Annotated in this window: 14 protein-coding genes and 1 tRNA gene; 3 read left to right on the top strand and 12 right to left on the bottom strand. The window is 69.3% G+C overall.

All coding sequences use genetic code 11. The features are described from left to right. Positions 1-5 precede the first annotated feature (5 nt). The gene (gene hrpA, locus IEX13_RS12410; RefSeq protein WP_188664823.1) at positions 6-4013 is read right to left on the bottom strand and encodes an ATP-dependent RNA helicase HrpA; all 4008 of its coding nucleotides are present in this window, start codon (positions 4011-4013) and stop codon (positions 6-8) included. Between the two features lie 93 nt (positions 4014-4106). Between hrpA and IEX13_RS12405 the strand changes: the two genes are divergently transcribed. Then, the gene (locus IEX13_RS12405) at positions 4107-4622 is read left to right on the top strand and encodes a Dps family protein (RefSeq protein ID WP_188664821.1); all 516 of its coding nucleotides are present in this window, start codon (positions 4107-4109) and stop codon (positions 4620-4622) included. Positions 4623-4628: 6 nt separating this feature from the next. Here the strand turns inward: IEX13_RS12405 and IEX13_RS12400 are convergent, their stop codons facing one another. Next, positions 4629-5276, bottom strand: a complete 648-nt coding sequence (locus tag IEX13_RS12400) for a YiiX/YebB-like N1pC/P60 family cysteine hydrolase (protein ID WP_188664818.1) — start codon at positions 5274-5276, stop codon at positions 4629-4631. A 4-nt stretch (positions 5277-5280) separates the two neighbouring features. Beyond that, positions 5281-5670, bottom strand: coding sequence for a DUF4878 domain-containing protein (locus tag IEX13_RS12395; RefSeq protein WP_188664816.1), 390 nt, complete (start codon positions 5668-5670; stop codon positions 5281-5283). 112 nt (positions 5671-5782) lie between these two features. Between IEX13_RS12395 and recQ the strand changes: the two genes are divergently transcribed. Then, the gene (gene recQ, locus IEX13_RS12390; protein ID WP_188664814.1) at positions 5783-7615 is read left to right on the top strand and encodes a DNA helicase RecQ; all 1833 of its coding nucleotides are present in this window, start codon (positions 5783-5785) and stop codon (positions 7613-7615) included. Positions 7616-7715: 100 nt separating this feature from the next. Further along, the gene (locus IEX13_RS12385; RefSeq protein WP_188664811.1) at positions 7716-8717 is read left to right on the top strand and encodes a lipid A deacylase LpxR family protein; all 1002 of its coding nucleotides are present in this window, start codon (positions 7716-7718) and stop codon (positions 8715-8717) included. 48 nt (positions 8718-8765) lie between these two features. Here the strand turns inward: IEX13_RS12385 and IEX13_RS12380 are convergent. From IEX13_RS12380 to tolQ, 9 genes are all read right to left on the bottom strand, one after another. Continuing rightward, a tRNA-Lys gene (locus IEX13_RS12380) sits at positions 8766-8838 on the bottom strand. A 32-nt stretch (positions 8839-8870) separates the two neighbouring features. Continuing rightward, a complete protein-coding gene (gene queC / locus IEX13_RS12375; protein ID WP_188664810.1) occupies positions 8871-9554 on the bottom strand; it encodes a 7-cyano-7-deazaguanine synthase QueC in 684 nt (227 codons plus the stop codon). Between the two features lie 19 nt (positions 9555-9573). Then, complete coding sequence (queE, locus tag IEX13_RS12370; RefSeq protein WP_188664808.1) at positions 9574-10230, bottom strand: 7-carboxy-7-deazaguanine synthase QueE; 657 nt, start codon at positions 10228-10230, stop codon at positions 9574-9576. Positions 10231-10255: 25 nt separating this feature from the next. Continuing rightward, complete coding sequence (gene ybgF / locus IEX13_RS12365) at positions 10256-11095, bottom strand: tol-pal system protein YbgF (protein WP_188664806.1); 840 nt, start codon at positions 11093-11095, stop codon at positions 10256-10258. A gap of 3 nt (positions 11096-11098) precedes the next feature. Then, positions 11099-11605 (bottom strand): peptidoglycan-associated lipoprotein Pal, encoded by a 507-nt coding sequence (gene pal / locus IEX13_RS12360; RefSeq protein ID WP_188664804.1) that lies wholly within the window; start codon positions 11603-11605, stop codon positions 11099-11101. Positions 11606-11676: 71 nt separating this feature from the next. Next, positions 11677-12987, bottom strand: coding sequence for a Tol-Pal system beta propeller repeat protein TolB (gene tolB, locus IEX13_RS12355; protein ID WP_188664800.1), 1311 nt, complete (start codon positions 12985-12987; stop codon positions 11677-11679). Then, the gene (locus tag IEX13_RS12350) at positions 12984-13937 is read right to left on the bottom strand and encodes a protein TolA (RefSeq protein ID WP_188664798.1); all 954 of its coding nucleotides are present in this window, start codon (positions 13935-13937) and stop codon (positions 12984-12986) included. The genes tolB and IEX13_RS12350 overlap by 4 nt, the downstream gene beginning before the upstream one ends. Then, positions 13927-14367, bottom strand: coding sequence for a protein TolR (gene tolR, locus IEX13_RS12345; protein ID WP_188664797.1), 441 nt, complete (start codon positions 14365-14367; stop codon positions 13927-13929). The genes IEX13_RS12350 and tolR overlap by 11 nt, the downstream gene beginning before the upstream one ends. 44 nt (positions 14368-14411) lie before the next feature. Further along, entirely contained in the window at positions 14412-15062 is a 651-nt protein-coding gene (gene tolQ / locus IEX13_RS12340; RefSeq protein WP_425489112.1) for a protein TolQ, read from the bottom strand. Positions 15063-15202 lie beyond the last annotated feature (140 nt).

Here is a 15202-nt window from a genome sequence, read left to right as displayed (position 1 = left end):
CGCGCCTACAGGTTCTGCAGGGTGCGGGCGAGTTTCTTGGCGGAGACCTGGCGGCGGGTGCCCAGCTCCTGGGCGAACAGCGACACGCGCAGTTCTTCCAGGTCCCAACGCAGGGACTGCCAGGCCGGCAGCGACGCCTCGCCGGTGGCGCGGGCGCGCTCGAGTGCATCGGCGAAGGGCTTGAGTTCAAGCATGCGGGCCTGGTCGCGCACCGGGTCGCGCAGCGCGCGTTCGGCGCGCAGCGACAGCGCCTTGAGGTAGCGCGGGTACTCCGCCAGCGCATCGGCGGGCGTTTCACGCAGGAAGCCGGGCGGCACCAGCCCCGCCAGCTGCGCCTTTAGGTCGTCGAGATTGCCCTTGGCCCAGCCCAGCAGCGGCGATTCAAGCCGCGGCTTGATGTCGGCCACCAGGCCCAGGATCTGTTCGGCCAGCTGCAGCCGCCCCATCGCTTCCGGAAACAGGCGTTTGCCCGCTTCGAGCAGCTGCGCGTTGAAGGCCGCCGGGTCGCGCACCGCCCCCAGGTCGCCGTCGGTCACCGCCAGCAGCGCCGCGTCGGCGAGATCGCTGCGCAGGTGTTCGTGGGCCGGGCCCTGCCCGGGGGCCTGCTGGAAGCCTTCGATGGTGGCGTACAGCAGCGCCAGTTTCGGGCTGACCGGCAGCTGCTTGCGCGCCTGCCGCAGCCTGTCGGCCAGCGCCAGGCGCAGCAGGCGGTGCACGCCGGCGGCGTGTTCGCGCGCGGCTTCGTCGCGGTCGGCGAAAACGCTCAGCGACACGGTGCCGCCTTCGTCCACCAGCGCCGGGAACGCCGGCACCCCCGCGGCGCCAGGCACCTGCACCGGGATCGGCGCGTCCGGGAAACGGGTCAGGCCTTCCTGCGCCAGGTCCTCACCGGCGCGTTCGGCGAAAGCCTGCTCGGCGCGGTCGCCGAAGCGTGCCTTCAAGGCATCGAGGTCGCGGGAAAGCGCCAGCACCGGTCCGTCGCGTTCGGCCAGGCGCAGGTTCATGCGCAGGTGCGGTTCCAGTGCCGGTTCGTCGAAGTCCAATGCCGTCACCGGCGCACCGGTGGCCTTGCTCAGGAAACGCGCCAGGGTGCCGGGCAGGCTGTCGGCTTCGGGTTTTGGATAGGCCTGGGCAAAGGCACGTGCGAAGTCCGGCGCCGGCACGTAGTTGCGGCGTTGGGCCTTGGGCAGGCCGCGGATGAGCGCAGTGGCCTTTTCTTCGACCAGGCCCGGCACCAGCCAGCCCAGGCGCGTGGCGTCGAGCGCCATCAGCAGGTGCAGCGGCACGTCGAGGGTGACGCCGTCCTCGGCGTGCCCGGGCTCGAAGCGATAGTGCAGCGCCAGGCGGGTGTCGCCGATCGGGAAATATTTCGGAAAGCGCTCGGCTTCGCTGCCCTCGCCCGGAAGCAGTTCAGCCAGCGGCCACTCCAGGATCTTCTTCTGCTCCGGCGCGAGCTTGCCGTACCAGGCGTCGAGGCCGGCGACCGAGTTGAGCTCGGGCGGCAGGCGGTCGAGGTACCAGCGCGCCTGCCAGTCCTCGTCGGCCACCAGGCCGGCGCGGCGAAGCTTGGCTTCTTCCTCGCGGGCCTTTTCCAGCGTGGCCAGGTTGCGCTTGAGGAAAGGCGCGCGGCAGTCCACCTCGCCGGGCACCAGGCCCTGGCGCACGAACAGGTCGCGTGCCTCGGCCGGATACAGGCCGCCGTAGTGCACCGGTTTTTTTGGTGCAAGCACCAGGCCGAACAGGCTGACCTGCTCGCTGCCCAGCACCCGGCCCTGGCTGCGCGACCAGTGCGGGTCGAAATGTTTGCGCGCCAGCAGGTGCGGCAGTTCGGCGATGACCCAGTCGGGCTCGATCTTCGCGGCCATCAGGCCCCAGACCTTCTGGGTGTCGAGCAGGGTGGCCACCAATACCCACGCCGGAGGCAACTTGGCCAGCGACGAACCGGGAAATAGCTGGAACTTGCGCTGGCGCGGCGCGTCGTAGAGGCCTTTTTCGGTGCGGTGGCCGATCTGCGTGGGCAGGCCGGCGATCAGGGCGCGGTGCAGCTGGCGGTAGGCGGGGTCGGGGGCGTTCTTGCGTCCGCGCTGGCCGGCCGTCGGCGCAGGCCCGGCGGAAAACGACAGCTGGCCCTTTGCCGGAACGTCCCAGCCGAGCTCCTCGCAGGCCAGGCGCAGCTGGCGGTGCAGCTCGCGCCACTCGCGCATGCGCAGGAACGCCAGGAACCGCTTTTCGCACCAACTGCGCAGCTTCGACTGCGTCAGGTCTTCGTGGGCCTCGCGGTAGGACTCCCAGAGCTTGAGGATTCCGACGAACTCCGAATTCGGGTCGGCAAATTCCGCGTGCGCGTTGTCGGCCTTCTCGCGCGCGTCGGCCGGGCGTTCACGCGGGTCCTGGATGCCCAGGAAGCTGGCGATGACCAGCAGTTCGTGCAGCACGCCGTGGCCGCGCGCGGCGACCAGCATGCGCGCGAGCTTGGGGTCCACCGGCAGCCGCGCCATTTCGCGACCGATGCCGGTCAGGTGGCGCTGGTCGTCGACGGCGCCCAGTTCGCCCAGCGTCTGCCAGCCATCGGCGATCGCCCGCGGGTCGGGCGGGTCGATGAAGGGGAAGTCCTCGACCCGGCCAAGTCCCAGCGTCAGCATGCGCAGGATCACGCCGGCCAGGGAGGCGCGCAGGATTTCCGGGTCGGTGAAGCGCGGGCGCGCGGCGAAGTCGTCTTCGCTGTAGAGCCGGTAACAGACGCCGGCGGCGATGCGACCGCAGCGGCCCTTGCGCTGGTCGGCGCTGGCCTGGCTGACCGGTTCGATGTGCAGGCGGTCGAGCTTGCCGCGCGGGCTGTAGCGCTTTACCCGCGCCAGGCCGGGATCGATGACGTAGCGGATGCGGGGCACCGTCAGCGAGGTTTCCGCGACATTGGTCGCCAGCACGATGCGCCGGCCCGGCCCCGGGTTGAACACCTTGTCCTGGTCGCGCACCGAAAGCCGCGCGTACAGCGGAATCACTTCGGTCGAGCGGTACTTGCGCCGGTTCAGCGCCGCATGCGCGTCGCGGATCTCGCGCTCGCCCGGCAGGAACACCAGGATGTCGCCCTGCGGGTCCTGGCGGGTGATGTCGTCCGCCGCGGCGACGATGGCCTCCGCCAGCGGCAAATCAATGGGGTCAGACCCCGTTTCACCCTTCGACGCCTGGTTTCCCGCCGCTGCCCCGGGAAGTGGGGTCTGACCCCTTTTTTCTTGGCGTCCGGGCGTGAAGTAGCGCACGTCCACCGGATAACCACGGCCTTCGACATTGACCACGGGGGCGTCGCCGAAGTGCTTCGCAAACCGGTCGGTGTCGATGGTGGCCGAGGTGATGACCAGCTTCAGGTCCGGGCGTTTGGCAACTAGTTGCCTGAGGTAACCGAGCAGGAAGTCGATGTTGAGGCTGCGCTCGTGCGCCTCGTCGATGATCAGCGTGTCGTACTTCGACAGCCAGCGGTCGGACTGGATTTCCGCCAGCAGGATGCCGTCGGTCATGAACTTGATGAAGGTGTCCTCGCCGACGTTGTCGGTGAAGCGCACCTGGTAGCCCACTGCGCCGCCCATCGGCACCTGCAGCTCCTCGGCCACGCGCCGGGCGACCGCGCGCGCGGCGATGCGCCGCGGCTGGGTGCAGCCGACCAGCCCGGCGGCGCCGCGGCCGGCGGCCAGGCACAGTTTCGGCAGTTGGGTGGTCTTGCCCGAGCCGGTTTCGCCGGCCACCACCACCACGGGGTGCTTGCGGATCAGCTCGACCAGGGTGTCGGCCGCCCGCGACACCGGCAGGCTGTCGTCGAAGCGCGGCACCGGCCGCTTCGCCTGCCGGGCGGCGAACGTGGCTTTCGCGGCGGCCAGGGCGGTTTCATAGGCCTCGCGCTTGCCGGCGTCGCCCGGCGCCTTGTGCGCGGCGCCGCGCAGGCGCAGCAGCCGGCCGCGTTCGCGGCTGGGCACGGCGTCATCGGGAAGGGGTGGAAGCGGGGCCGGTCGGACGGGCATATAACGCCATTCTAACGTCGGGCCGGGGGTTCATCCGACTTCAACCTTCACCGGGGTAGGCTTGGAGCATCGCCTTCACCGAGGAGTCCCGACATGGCATCAAAATCGAAGAAGCCCGCCGCCGCCGCTTCCGCGCCCAGGATCGACATCGGCATCAGCGAGAAGGACCGGAGGAAGGTGGCCCAGGGGCTTTCGGCGTTCCTGTCCGACAGCTACACCCTGTACCTCAAGACCCATAATTTCCACTGGAACGTCACCGGGCCGATGTTCAACAGCCTGCACGCGATGTTCATGACCCAGTACACCGAACAGTGGACGGCGCTGGATGAAATCGCCGAACGCATCCGCGCGCTGGGTTTCACCGCGCCGGGCTCCTACGCCGAGTTCGTCAGACTCTCGTCGATCAAGGAAGAACAGTCGCCGGGTGGCCTGGACTGGCAGGGCATGGTGCGCCAGCTGGTCAGCGGCAACGAGGCCGTGTGCCGGACCGCCCGCAAGGTCATCAAGACCGCTGAAGCCGGCGGCGACGACCCGACCGTGGACCTGGCCACCCAGCGCCTGCAGGTCCACGAAAAATACGCCTGGATGCTGCGTTCGCTGCTCGAATGAGCCCCGTCAGCGGCCCGGGGCCGCCAGCCGGTGGTCGAACACCGGCTCGACCCGGGCGCTGAGCCGCAGGTCGTCGATGCTGATGATCTTGATGCGGCCGAAGCGGCTGCGCGGCCGGGCGATGTCCTCGCCGGTCGCGGCCAGCACCAGGGCCTGGATCCATTCGGTGCAATACATGGCCTCGCCGCCGTCGTCGAGCCGGAAGCGGGCGTCGAAGGGAATCGCTTGCCAAACCGGGTCGTGGGCCAGCTCCACCGCCCGCGCGGCCTGGGCCGGCTCCAGCCGGGGCCGGACCACCGCCACGCCGTGGGCATCGGCCAGGAAATGCCGCAGGCTGTCGGTGCGCACGCCACCGACGCCGGTGCGGTCATCGGCTTCGGTATGCACGACCCGCCAGTCGTCGCCGTCGCGCACCAGCAGGCCGACGTGGCTGAAGAAGCCGTCGTCGCCGGAAGCCCCCGCGAAATAGCCGCTCCACAGGCCGTTTCCGCGGCGGAACACAAGGTCGCCCGGCCGCAGCCCGCCCTGCCAGTCGGCCAGGGGGGCCACGTCGAGCAAGGCGGGCAGCGCCGGCGGCGCCGGCAGCCGCGCCGCGCCGGGCCCGGCCAGGGCCACCGCCAGCACGGCGGCGGCCAGGGGACCGGTCAGGCGCATGGCCTTATTTGTCCATGTTGAAGTCCAGCTTCCACTCGCCGTCTTCCTTCACCAGGGTGTCGGTTTCTTCCTTGCCCTCGGGATTGCGGTAGCGGACGGTGGCCTTGTCGCCTTCGATCTTGGTCTCGAGGATCTCGATCGCACCGGCCGTCTCGCATTCTTCCTTGATCTGGGCCTTCATCTGCTCGGCCTTGGCGGGCTCGGACATCACCGCCGTGATCATGCCCACCGCGGGCTGGGACTTCTTGGACACGTACTTCTGCATCACCGACGGGTCGCCCGTGGCGCAGACGTCGGCCTGCATGTCGATGATGGTGTCGCCGGGCTGCTTGCCGCCGCAGGCGGAGAGGGCCAGCACGGCCGCGGCGAGAAGGGAGATCCGGATCGTATTCATGTCGTTCCTTTGTGGTTTTGGTCTTGGTCGAACGCAGCGATAGCGTCCCGAGTTTAACCAACGTGAAGAAGACGTGGGTCCGGACCCCGCCGGCACCGGCTAAAATGCCGGCATGAACTCCCCCGCCCTCGATCTGCTGCGCCGCGTCTTCGGCCACGCCGAATTCCGCGGCCAGCAGGCCGCCGTGGTCGAGCACCTGGTCGACGGCGGCGACTGCCTGGTGCTGATGCCCACCGGCGCCGGAAAATCCCTTTGTTACCAAGTACCTGCATTACTTCGCGAAGGCACGGGAATCATCATCTCGCCGCTCATCGCGCTGATGCAGGACCAGGTGGAGGCGCTCGAACAGCTCGGCGTGCGGGCCGCCTGCCTCAACTCCTCGCTGCCCGGCGACCAGGCCGCCCGGGTCGAGGCCCAGCTGGTCGCCGGCGAGCTGGACCTGCTGTACGTGGCCCCGGAGCGGCTGCTGACCGAACGTTTCCTGGCGCTGCTGGGCCGCAGCCGGCTGGCGCTGTTCGCCATCGACGAAGCGCACTGCGTTTCGCAGTGGGGCCACGACTTCCGGCCCGAATACCGCGAACTGAACCTGCTGCACGAACGCTGGCCGCAGGTGCCGCGCATCGCGCTCACGGCCACCGCCGACCCGCCGACCCGGCGCGAAATCGCCGAACGCCTGGACCTGGCCGACGCGCCGTGTTTCATCACGTCCTTCGACCGGCCGAACATCCGCTACCGGGTGGTGCTCAAGGACAACGCCCGCCAGCAGCTGCTCGATTTCCTGCAGCCACGTCCCGGCCAGGCCGGCATCGTCTATTGCCTGTCGCGGCGCAAGGTCGAAGAAACCGCGGCCTTCCTGTGCGCGCGCGGCATCCAGGCCCTGCCCTACCACGCCGGCCTCGACGCCGGCGTGCGCGCGGCCAACCAGCGGCGATTCCTGCGCGAGGAAGGCATCGTCATGGTCGCCACGATCGCGTTCGGCATGGGTATCGACAAACCCGACGTGCGCTTCGTCGCCCACCTGGACCTGCCCAAGTCGGTGGAAGGCTATTACCAGGAAACCGGCCGCGCCGGCCGCGACGGCGACCCCGCCGAAGCCTGGCTGTGTTACGGCATGGGCGACGTGGTGACCCTGGGCCAGATGATCGCCCAGTCCGGCGCGGGCGAAGAGCGCCAGCGGCTCGAGCGCCGCAAGCTCGACCTGCTGCTGGGCTACTGCGAATCCACCCGCTGTCGTCGCCAGTCGCTGCTGGCGGCGTTCGGCGAAGACCACCCCGGCGGCTGCGGCAACTGCGACAACTGCCTGGAGCCGCCCAGGACCTGGGACGGCACGGTGGCGGCGCAGAAGGCCCTGTCCTGTGTCTATCGCACCGGCCAGCGTTTTGGCGTCACCCACCTGGTGGACGTGCTGCGCGGCGCCGACACCGAGCGCATGCGCCAGCTGGGCCACGACCAGCTGTCGACCTACGGCATCGGCACCGAGCTCAGTGCCCAGCAGTGGAAGGGCGTGTTCCGGCAGCTGGTGGCCCTGGGCCTGCTCGACGTGGACATCGAGGGCCATGGCAGCCTGCGATTGACCGCCGACAGCCGCGCCGTGCTGCGCGGCGAACAGGCCGTGAGCCTGCGCGAGGAAGTGGTGCGGAAGCGCGAGCGTGAACGTTCGGCCCGGACCGCCCCGGCGGCGGTGCAGCTGGCGCCGGCCGACCAGCCGGTGTTCGAGGCCCTGCGCGAACTGCGCGCCGCCCTGGCGCGCGAACAGGCGGTGCCGGCCTACGTGATCTTCCACGACGCCACCCTGCGCACCATTGCCGAACGCCGCCCGGGCTCGCTGGCCGAACTGGGCACCGTCGGCGGCGTCGGCGCCGCCAAGCTCGAACGCTACGGCCCGCGCGTGCTCGAAGTCCTCGACGACGCGCAGGAGCACCGCCTTCAGGCGCGGGTCGATTGACGCCCGGGAAAGGGCTCCCTTCCCGGCGGAGTGGTACCGGCCCCTTATCCAGGGCAGCAGGGCGGTTAAACTGGCACGCCCCGCGTTCCAGGTTCCCCACATGCTTCGCCAGACCCTGCTCGCCACCGCCCTGCTTTGTTTCGCCTCGCTGGCCCAGGCTACCTGCGGCGGCACCGCCACCGCGCGCTCGGACAACGATGTCTACGGGCAGGCCGGACAGGACCAGGGCTATTCCGCCGGCTTTGCCTTCGCCTGGACCACGCCCACCGTGGCCCGTGAAGACGCCGGCTGCCTGGCCGGCCTGGATCGCGCCACGCGCTGGCTGGCCTGGGGCCCCGGCACGCACCGCAACCTGGTGCTGACCTGGCACCACTCGATCTACACGCCCACCGACGGTACGCGCGCCGACCTGATAACGGACGACCGCCCCTACGCCGGCACCCTGGTGGTCGGCATCGGCCAGCAGGTGCGCGATGAAGACAGCATGGCGGCGACCCACCTGCGACTGGGCATCGTCGGGCCCTCGGCCCAGGGCGAAGCGGCGCAGGACAGCTTCCACCACCTCTTCGGCCGGGCGCGCTTCCGGGGCTGGGACAACCAGCTGCGCGACGAACCCCTGCTGCAGCTGGCGCACGAACGCGCCTGGCGCCACCAGCCCGAGGCCAGCACCCACGGCCTGGGCTGGGACCGGACCTGGTTCGCGGGCGGCGCCATCGGCAGCCCGTCGACGTATGCGAATGCCGGCGTCGAGTTCCGCTTCGGCAAGAACCTGCCCGACGACTTCGGCTCCAACCCCATGCGCCTTGCCGGCGACGGCAGCTCGCCCGTGCTGCGGTCGTCGGGCGGCAGCGGCTGGGATTGGCACTTCTTCGCCAGCCTCGAGGCGCGCGCGGTGGCGCACGAGGTCACCCTGGACGGCACGCTCACACGCGACAGCCACGCCGTGGACCGGCGCGCCGCGTTCGCGGAGCTGGGCCTGGGCGTGGTGCTGACCCACGGCCCCTGGCGCCTGGCCGGTGGCCACTATCGCCGCAGCCGCGAATTCAGCGGCCAGCGCGAGGCGCCGGTGTACGGCAGCCTCAGCCTCGCCCGACGCTTCTGAAACAAAAAAGAGACAGGCGCAGCGGCACCTGTCCCCTTCTATTTGATGTGGGCCGTGAAGGATTCGAACCTTCGACCAAAAGATTAAAAGTCTTCTGCTCTACCAACTGAGCTAACGGCCCACCGGGAAAAACAAGGCGCGCAGTTTACCGCATCAGGCGCGCGGCGCGTAGCTCGTGGGGTCGGGCAGGCCGGCGGCGGCGAAACCCTCGGCCCGCAGGCGGCAGGCATCACAATGGGCGCAGGCGCGGCCCTGGTCGTCGGCCCGGTAACACGACACCGTGCGCGAGAAGTCCACGCCCAGACGGCCGCCCTCGCGGGCGATGTCGGCCTTGGACAGGCGCATCAAGGGGGCATGCACGCGCAGGGCATGGCCCTCGACGCCGGCCTTGGTGGCCAGGTTGGCCAGGCGCTCGAAGGCTTCGATGAAGGCCGGGCGGCAATCCGGGTAGCCGCTGTAGTCCACGGCGTTGACGCCGCAGAACAGGTCGTCGGCGCCCAGCACCTCCGCCCAGCCCAGCGCGATCGACAGCATGATGGTGTTGCGCGCCGGCACGTAGGTGACCGGGATGCCCTGCCCGCCCTGTTCGGGCACGTCGATGTCGGCGGTGAGCGCCGAGCCACCGATGCTGCGCAGGTCCACGGTGACCACCTTGTGCTCGGCACCGACGGCCTTCGCCAGCTCCGCCGCGGCGGCCAGTTCCGAAGTGTGGCGCTGGCCGTAGGACACGCTGAGCGCATGGCAGTAAAAACCCTGTTCCCGCGCCATCGCCAGCACCACCGCCGAGTCCATCCCCCCGGACACCAATACGACGGCACGCTTCTTGTTCTGGTTCATCGCGGATCCAATCTCGATTTCACTTGCCGGCGACATCGCCCCACAGGACCTTGTGCAGCTGGAGCTGGAAGCGGACCGGGAGTTTATCGGCGAGCAGCCAGTCGGCCAGTTCGGCCGGGGATTGCTGGCCCTGGCTGGGCGAGAACAGCACGTCGCAGCGGTCGGCCAGCTGGTGTTCGACCAGCATGGCCCTGGCCCAGTCGTAGTCGGCGCGGTCGCAAATGACGAACTTGACCTGGTCGTGCGGCGTCAGCAGCGGGATGTTGTCGAGCAGGTTGCGGTGCATTTCCTTCGAACCCGGCGTCTTGAGGTCCAGCACGCGACTGACGCGCGGATCGACGCCGGCGATGTCCATGGCGCCCGAGGTTTCCAGCGAAACCTCGTAGCCGGCGTCGCAGAGTTTTTCCAGCAGCACCAGGCAGCGCTTCTGGGCCAGCGGCTCGCCGCCGGTGACGCAGACGTGGCGGGCGCCGTGGCGGGCGACTTCGGCCAGGATGGTTTCGATTTCCCACCACTCGCCGCCGTGGAAGGCGTAGGCGGTGTCGCAGTACTGGCAACGCAGCGGACAGCCGGTGAGGCGCACGAACACCGTCGGCCAGCCCACCGAGCGCGCTTCGCCCTGCACGGAGAGGAAGATTTCGGTCAGGCGCAGGCGTTCGGCGGCCGGGGTGTCCATGGCGGTGTCCGGCCTGGCGCCGGGATCAGCGGTTTTCGAGCGCGAGCGTGCGCAGGCGACTTTGTGCCTTGGCGGCGGCTTCCGAGCCCGGGAAACGGACCGAGACGTCGCGCAGGGTGTCTTCGCCGGTGGCACGCTGGCCCAGTGCCACCTGGCAATAGCCGACCTTGAGCAGCGCATCGGCTTCCTTGCGCGAGCCCGGGTAGCCGGCCAGCAGGGACTGGAAGGCTTCCAGCGCCAGGTCGTAGTTCTGGGTGACGTAATAACTTTCGCCCAGCCAGTACCAGGCATTGGGCACCAGCGGGCTGGCCGGGTAGTCGCGGATGAAGGCCTCGAACTGGCGCGCCGACTGGTCGGCTTCGAAGCGTTCCACCAGCGCGTCGAGCGCGGCCTGGTAGGCGGCCTCTTCGGCGGCCGGGTCGGCCGGGGCGCTGGCGTCCGCGCCGGCGTTGGCCGATGCGGAGACAGGCGCGGCATCGGCCTGTGCCGGAGCGGCCGGCGTCGCCGGGGCCGCAACCGGGGAATTCGGGGTGGCAGCCACGGGCGCGCCGCCCTCGAGCCGCTGCAGGCGGCTGTCGAGGTCTACGTACTGGTCGCGGTTGCGCTGCTTGAGCTGCTCGATTTCGTGCGTGAGCGTCTCGATCTGGTTGCGCAGGCCCGACACTTCGGCCTGCAGCTGGGTGATGCGGTTCTGTGCCTCGAGGTTGGCCTGGCCGGCGCTGCGGTTCTCCGCATTGGCCTGGTTCTCGAGCAGGGTGACGCGTTCGGCCAGGCTAAGGCGCTGGGCCTGGGCCGGGGTGGCCGAAGTGGCCGCCACGAGGGCGGCCACCACGGCCAGCACGCAGACAATGTGCTGGCGGGCCATCACTTACTTGGCGGTGTAGACGATTTCGACGCGACGGTTCTGCTGCCAGCAGGACTCGTTGGACGTGTTGCAGGTCGGACGCTCTTCACCGTAGGAAACGACGGTGATCTGGCCGGCCGAACCACCCGCACCCTGCAGGGCGCCGGAGACGGCGTTGCCGCGACGCTCGCCCAGGCCCAGGTTGTATTCGCGGGTGCCGCGCTCGTCGGCATTGCCCTCGAGCGTGACGCGGGCCTGGGAACGGTCGTTCAGGTACTTGGCGTGGCAGGCCATGATGGCCTGGAACTCCGGACGCAGGGTGTCCTGGTCGAAGTCGAAGTAGACGGTACGCTGGCGCAGGCAGGAATCGGAGTCCAGGTCGGCCGGGGTGTAACGACCGTCGGAAACCGGCGCCGTGGTGGCCGGGGTGGTGTCTACCGGCGCCGTATCTTCTTCCTTGACCTTCTTGGTGCAGGCGGCGAGGGCGACACAGATCGAAGCGGCGAGCAGCACGCGGGTGGTGGTATTCATGGCAAAGCCTCTTGGGGTTCTCGGATGCAGTGGTGGTGCTTATTTTTTGGAAGGGCCCGTCCTACTCTCTCTTACCTCTGCCGGTACGGTGACCAGGCGGGCTCCCGGACGTCACCATCGGCCAAAACCAAACGCTGCCTCACCCGACCGTCCGCCGATACGGCGTACAGCACGCCACGGGACCCTTCCTTCGTGGCATACAGCAGCATGCTGGCGTTGGGGGCAAAACTGGGAGACTCGTCGAGGTTGCCCGGCGACAGGGTCTGCCAGCGCCCCGACCCGCCGAAGCTGCGGTCAAGAACGGCAATACGATAAACGTTTCCATTGCCCTGTGCCATAGCTATCTTCTTGCCGTCAAAGGAAATACTGGCCTTGGCATTGGAGTCGCCCTGGAAGCTGACGCGGGTGGCCTCGCCGCCGCCGGCCGGCACCTGGTAGAGCTGCGGCTTGCCGGCGCGGTCCGAGGTGAAGACCAGGGACTGGCCGTCGGCGGTCCACACGGCCTCGGTGTCGATGCCCCAGTGACGGGTCACCTGGGTGAGGTTCTTGCTGGCCAGGTCCATCACGTAGATCTCGGGATTGCCCGAGCGCGAGAGGGTCAGGGCCAGGCGCCGACCGTCCGGCGAGAACGAGGGCGCGCCGTTGATGCCCTTGAAGCTGGCGACCACTTCGCGGGCGCCGGTGGCGATTTCCTGGATGTAGATGGTGGAGTTGCCGCGCTCGAAGCTGACGTAGGCCAGCTTGCGGCCGTCCGGGCTCCAGGCCGCCGACAGCAGCGGCTCGCGCGAGCGCACCACGGTCTGCGGGTTGAAGCCGTCGGAGTCGGCGATCATCAGCGAATACTGGGTGTTCGCGCCGACGCCGTTGGCGGTGACATAGGCGATGCGGGTCCAGAATGCGCCACGCACGCCCAGGATCTTTTCGTAGATCTGGTCGGCGATCTGGTGGGCGACGTCGCGCATGCCGCGGGCGCGGCCACCGACGGCCAGGCCCAGCAGGCGTTCCTGCTTGGCCACGTCCCACAGTTCGTATTCGACGCGGTAGCCGCCGTCGGGGTTGTCGAGCACGCGGCCGACCACCACGAAGTCCTGGCGCAGCACGCGCCAGGTGGGGAACTTGATCTCGGAGCCGCGCAGCGGCTTTTCGATCACGTCCTGCTCGGCCAGGGCGCGGAACTGCCCCGAGCGGTTGAGGTCGGCGCGGATAACCGCGGCGATGTCGGTATCGGGTGCGACCGAAGTGCCCAGGTAGGGCATCGGCACGACGGCGATCGGCAGCGCGGCTTCGTTGCCGGTGACCACGCCGATGTCCAGGCCCTGGGCCCGGGCCTGGCCGAAGGGAAGCAGCAGCGCGAGCGCCAGGAAAGTAAGGAAACGCATCATCGGCAGGCCTCTTCGGGGTAGCAGAACGTCAGGGTAACTTGTCGCTCGAACACGGGTTTGAACTCTTCATAGGGCATCGGCGAACGGCGCAGGGCGCGTTCCACCGATTCCCGGCCCTGGGCGTCGAATGGACAGCTCAGGAATGCCACATCAATAACCTCTCCGCCGGGTATTTGGGTGAAGCGCACCTGACAGCGGGTGCGTTCGGGCGCCAGAACCCGGTTCCAGTTCTGCTGGGCGGTCTGCAGCATGGCCAGGGCGTAGCGGGCCTTGAGGTCGGTGTCGGTGCCATTGTTGCCACCGCTGGCCTGGGCCGGCGCCGGCGTCGGGCGGGGCTGCGGGGCCGGCGTGGCCTCGCGGTCGGCCAGCTGGCGCAGGCGCTGCTCTTCGAGCCGGGTACGGCGCTCGGCGGCCTCGCGCTCGGCGCGCAGGGCTTCAAGCTGCTGGCGGCGCTGGCGCTGGCGTTCCTCGACTTCCTGCTGGCGTTCGCGTTCGGTCAGGTCGATCTGCTCCTGGATGCGGCGCGCCTCCTGTTCCTCTTTCTCGCGGGCCTGTTCCTGCTCCAGGGCCAGGCGGGCGACGGCTTCCTGCTCGCGGGTGTCGGGCTTGGGGATCGGGGCCTGCGGCGCCGGCTGGGTTTCGATGGGGGCGTCCTGGGGGCGCGGCACCGGCACCGGCTGCGGCGGCGGGGCCATCTCCAGCTCGGCGCGCGGAGCCGGTTTCGGGGCGGCTTCGGCGGTCTGCTCGGCGGCGCTGATGTCGGCCGTGGAGATGATCAGCGTGGCGTCGAGCACCGGGCCAGCCACCGACACCGCTTCGGGCGGGCGCTGTAGCCAGCCGCCGACCAGCAGCAACAGGGCCACGCCCACGTGCAGGGCCAGCGCCATCAAAAGCGGCCCGCCCAGGCCTTCGTCCCGGGGGTCGCGAAGGGGAATGGCTTCAGCGTGCATCACGTTCCGGCGGCTGGCCCATCAGGCCCACGCGTGGCACGCCGGCCTGCTGCAGCAGCACCATGGTGTCGAACACCAGCGCGTATTCGGCGTCGCGGGCGCCGGCGACGAACACCGGCACGTCGGGGTTCTGGGCCACGAAGGCGCGCAGCTTGGCCTGCAGCGTGGCGGCGTCGATCGGCTCGGCATCGGCCGATTCGAGCTTCAGCGAATAGGCGCCGGTCGCATCCACGGTGACCACCACCGGCTCCTTCTGCTGTTCGATCGGCTTGGCCTGCGCCTGCGGCAGCTCCACGTCCACGCCCAGGCTCAGCAGCGGCGCGGTGACCATGAAGATGATCAGCAGCACCAGCATGACGTCGATGTAGGGCACGACGTTGATGTCGGCCTTGAGCTTGCGCTTGTGGCGGCGGGTGATGGTGGCGGACATGCGTCAGTACCTAACGTGGGACCGGGGGAAACGGGGTTGCCCGCTTATTCCTCGATGTGGGTCTGTCGCTGCAGGATCGAGGAAAACTCCTCGGCGAAGGATTCGTAGCGCACGCTCAGGCGCTCGACCCGGGTGGCGAAGCGGTTGTAGGCCCAGACCGCCGGGATAGCCACGAACAGGCCGATGGCGGTGGCGAACAGGGCCTCGGAGATGCCCGGCGCGACGGCCGCGATGGAGGCGCTTTGTTCGGTCGACAGGCCGTGCATCGTGACCATGATGCCGAACACCGTGCCGACCAGGCCGACGTAGGGCGCGGTGGAACCGATGTTGGCCAGCAGCTCGAGGTTGTGTTCCAGGCGGTCGACTTCGCGGGCAAAGGTGGCCCGCATGGCGCGCTGGGCGCCCTCGAGCTGGGTGCGGCCGTCCAGGCCCTTCTTCTGGCGCAGGCGGGCGAATTCGCGGAAACCGGCCTCGAAGATGGCCTCCAGGCCCGACACCACCCGGTTGCGGTCGGTGGCGCTGCGGTAGAGCTGGGTCAGGTCGACGCCCGACCAGAAACGCGATTCGAACTCGTCGGCTTCGTCGGTGGCCTTCGAGTACACCCGGTTCTTGCGGAAGATGATGACCCAGCTCAGCACCGAGCCCAGCAGCAGGAGCAGCACGATCAGCTGCACCGGCAGGCTGGCGTGCAGCATCAGCTGCAGGTAGCTCAGCCCGGCGCCGGAACTGGCGGCCGCCGCCTCGGTGGCGGCCGGCACGGCCTCCACGGGCAGTTCGGTCACCGGGGCGGCGGCAAGGATCAGGGCGGTGGCTAGCGACATCGGCAGGACTCCGG

It is taken from the genome of Arenimonas soli (assembly GCF_014643775.1).
Lineage (GTDB): Bacteria > Pseudomonadota > Gammaproteobacteria > Xanthomonadales > Xanthomonadaceae > Arenimonas > Arenimonas soli.
This window is presented reverse-complemented; position numbering and strand designations above follow the sequence as displayed.

Coding starts and splice junctions, on each gene's coding strand:
- hrpA (WP_188664823.1), bottom strand. CDS start 4,013: ATGCCCGTCCGACCGGCCCCGCTTCCACCCCTTCCCGATGACGCCGTG.
- IEX13_RS12405 (WP_188664821.1), top strand. CDS start 4,107: ATGGCATCAAAATCGAAGAAGCCCGCCGCCGCCGCTTCCGCGCCCAGG.
- IEX13_RS12400 (WP_188664818.1), bottom strand. CDS start 5,276: ATGCGCCTGACCGGTCCCCTGGCCGCCGCCGTGCTGGCGGTGGCCCTG.
- IEX13_RS12395 (WP_188664816.1), bottom strand. CDS start 5,670: ATGAATACGATCCGGATCTCCCTTCTCGCCGCGGCCGTGCTGGCCCTC.
- recQ (WP_188664814.1), top strand. CDS start 5,783: ATGAACTCCCCCGCCCTCGATCTGCTGCGCCGCGTCTTCGGCCACGCC.
- IEX13_RS12385 (WP_188664811.1), top strand. CDS start 7,716: ATGCTTCGCCAGACCCTGCTCGCCACCGCCCTGCTTTGTTTCGCCTCG.
- queC (WP_188664810.1), bottom strand. CDS start 9,554: ATGAACCAGAACAAGAAGCGTGCCGTCGTATTGGTGTCCGGGGGGATG.
- queE (WP_188664808.1), bottom strand. CDS start 10,230: ATGGACACCCCGGCCGCCGAACGCCTGCGCCTGACCGAAATCTTCCTC.
- ybgF (WP_188664806.1), bottom strand. CDS start 11,095: ATGGCCCGCCAGCACATTGTCTGCGTGCTGGCCGTGGTGGCCGCCCTC.
- pal (WP_188664804.1), bottom strand. CDS start 11,605: ATGAATACCACCACCCGCGTGCTGCTCGCCGCTTCGATCTGTGTCGCC.
- tolB (WP_188664800.1), bottom strand. CDS start 12,987: ATGATGCGTTTCCTTACTTTCCTGGCGCTCGCGCTGCTGCTTCCCTTC.
- IEX13_RS12350 (WP_188664798.1), bottom strand. CDS start 13,937: ATGCACGCTGAAGCCATTCCCCTTCGCGACCCCCGGGACGAAGGCCTG.
- tolR (WP_188664797.1), bottom strand. CDS start 14,367: ATGTCCGCCACCATCACCCGCCGCCACAAGCGCAAGCTCAAGGCCGAC.
- tolQ (WP_425489112.1), bottom strand. CDS start 15,062: ATGCTGCACGCCAGCCTGCCGGTGCAGCTGATCGTGCTGCTCCTGCTG.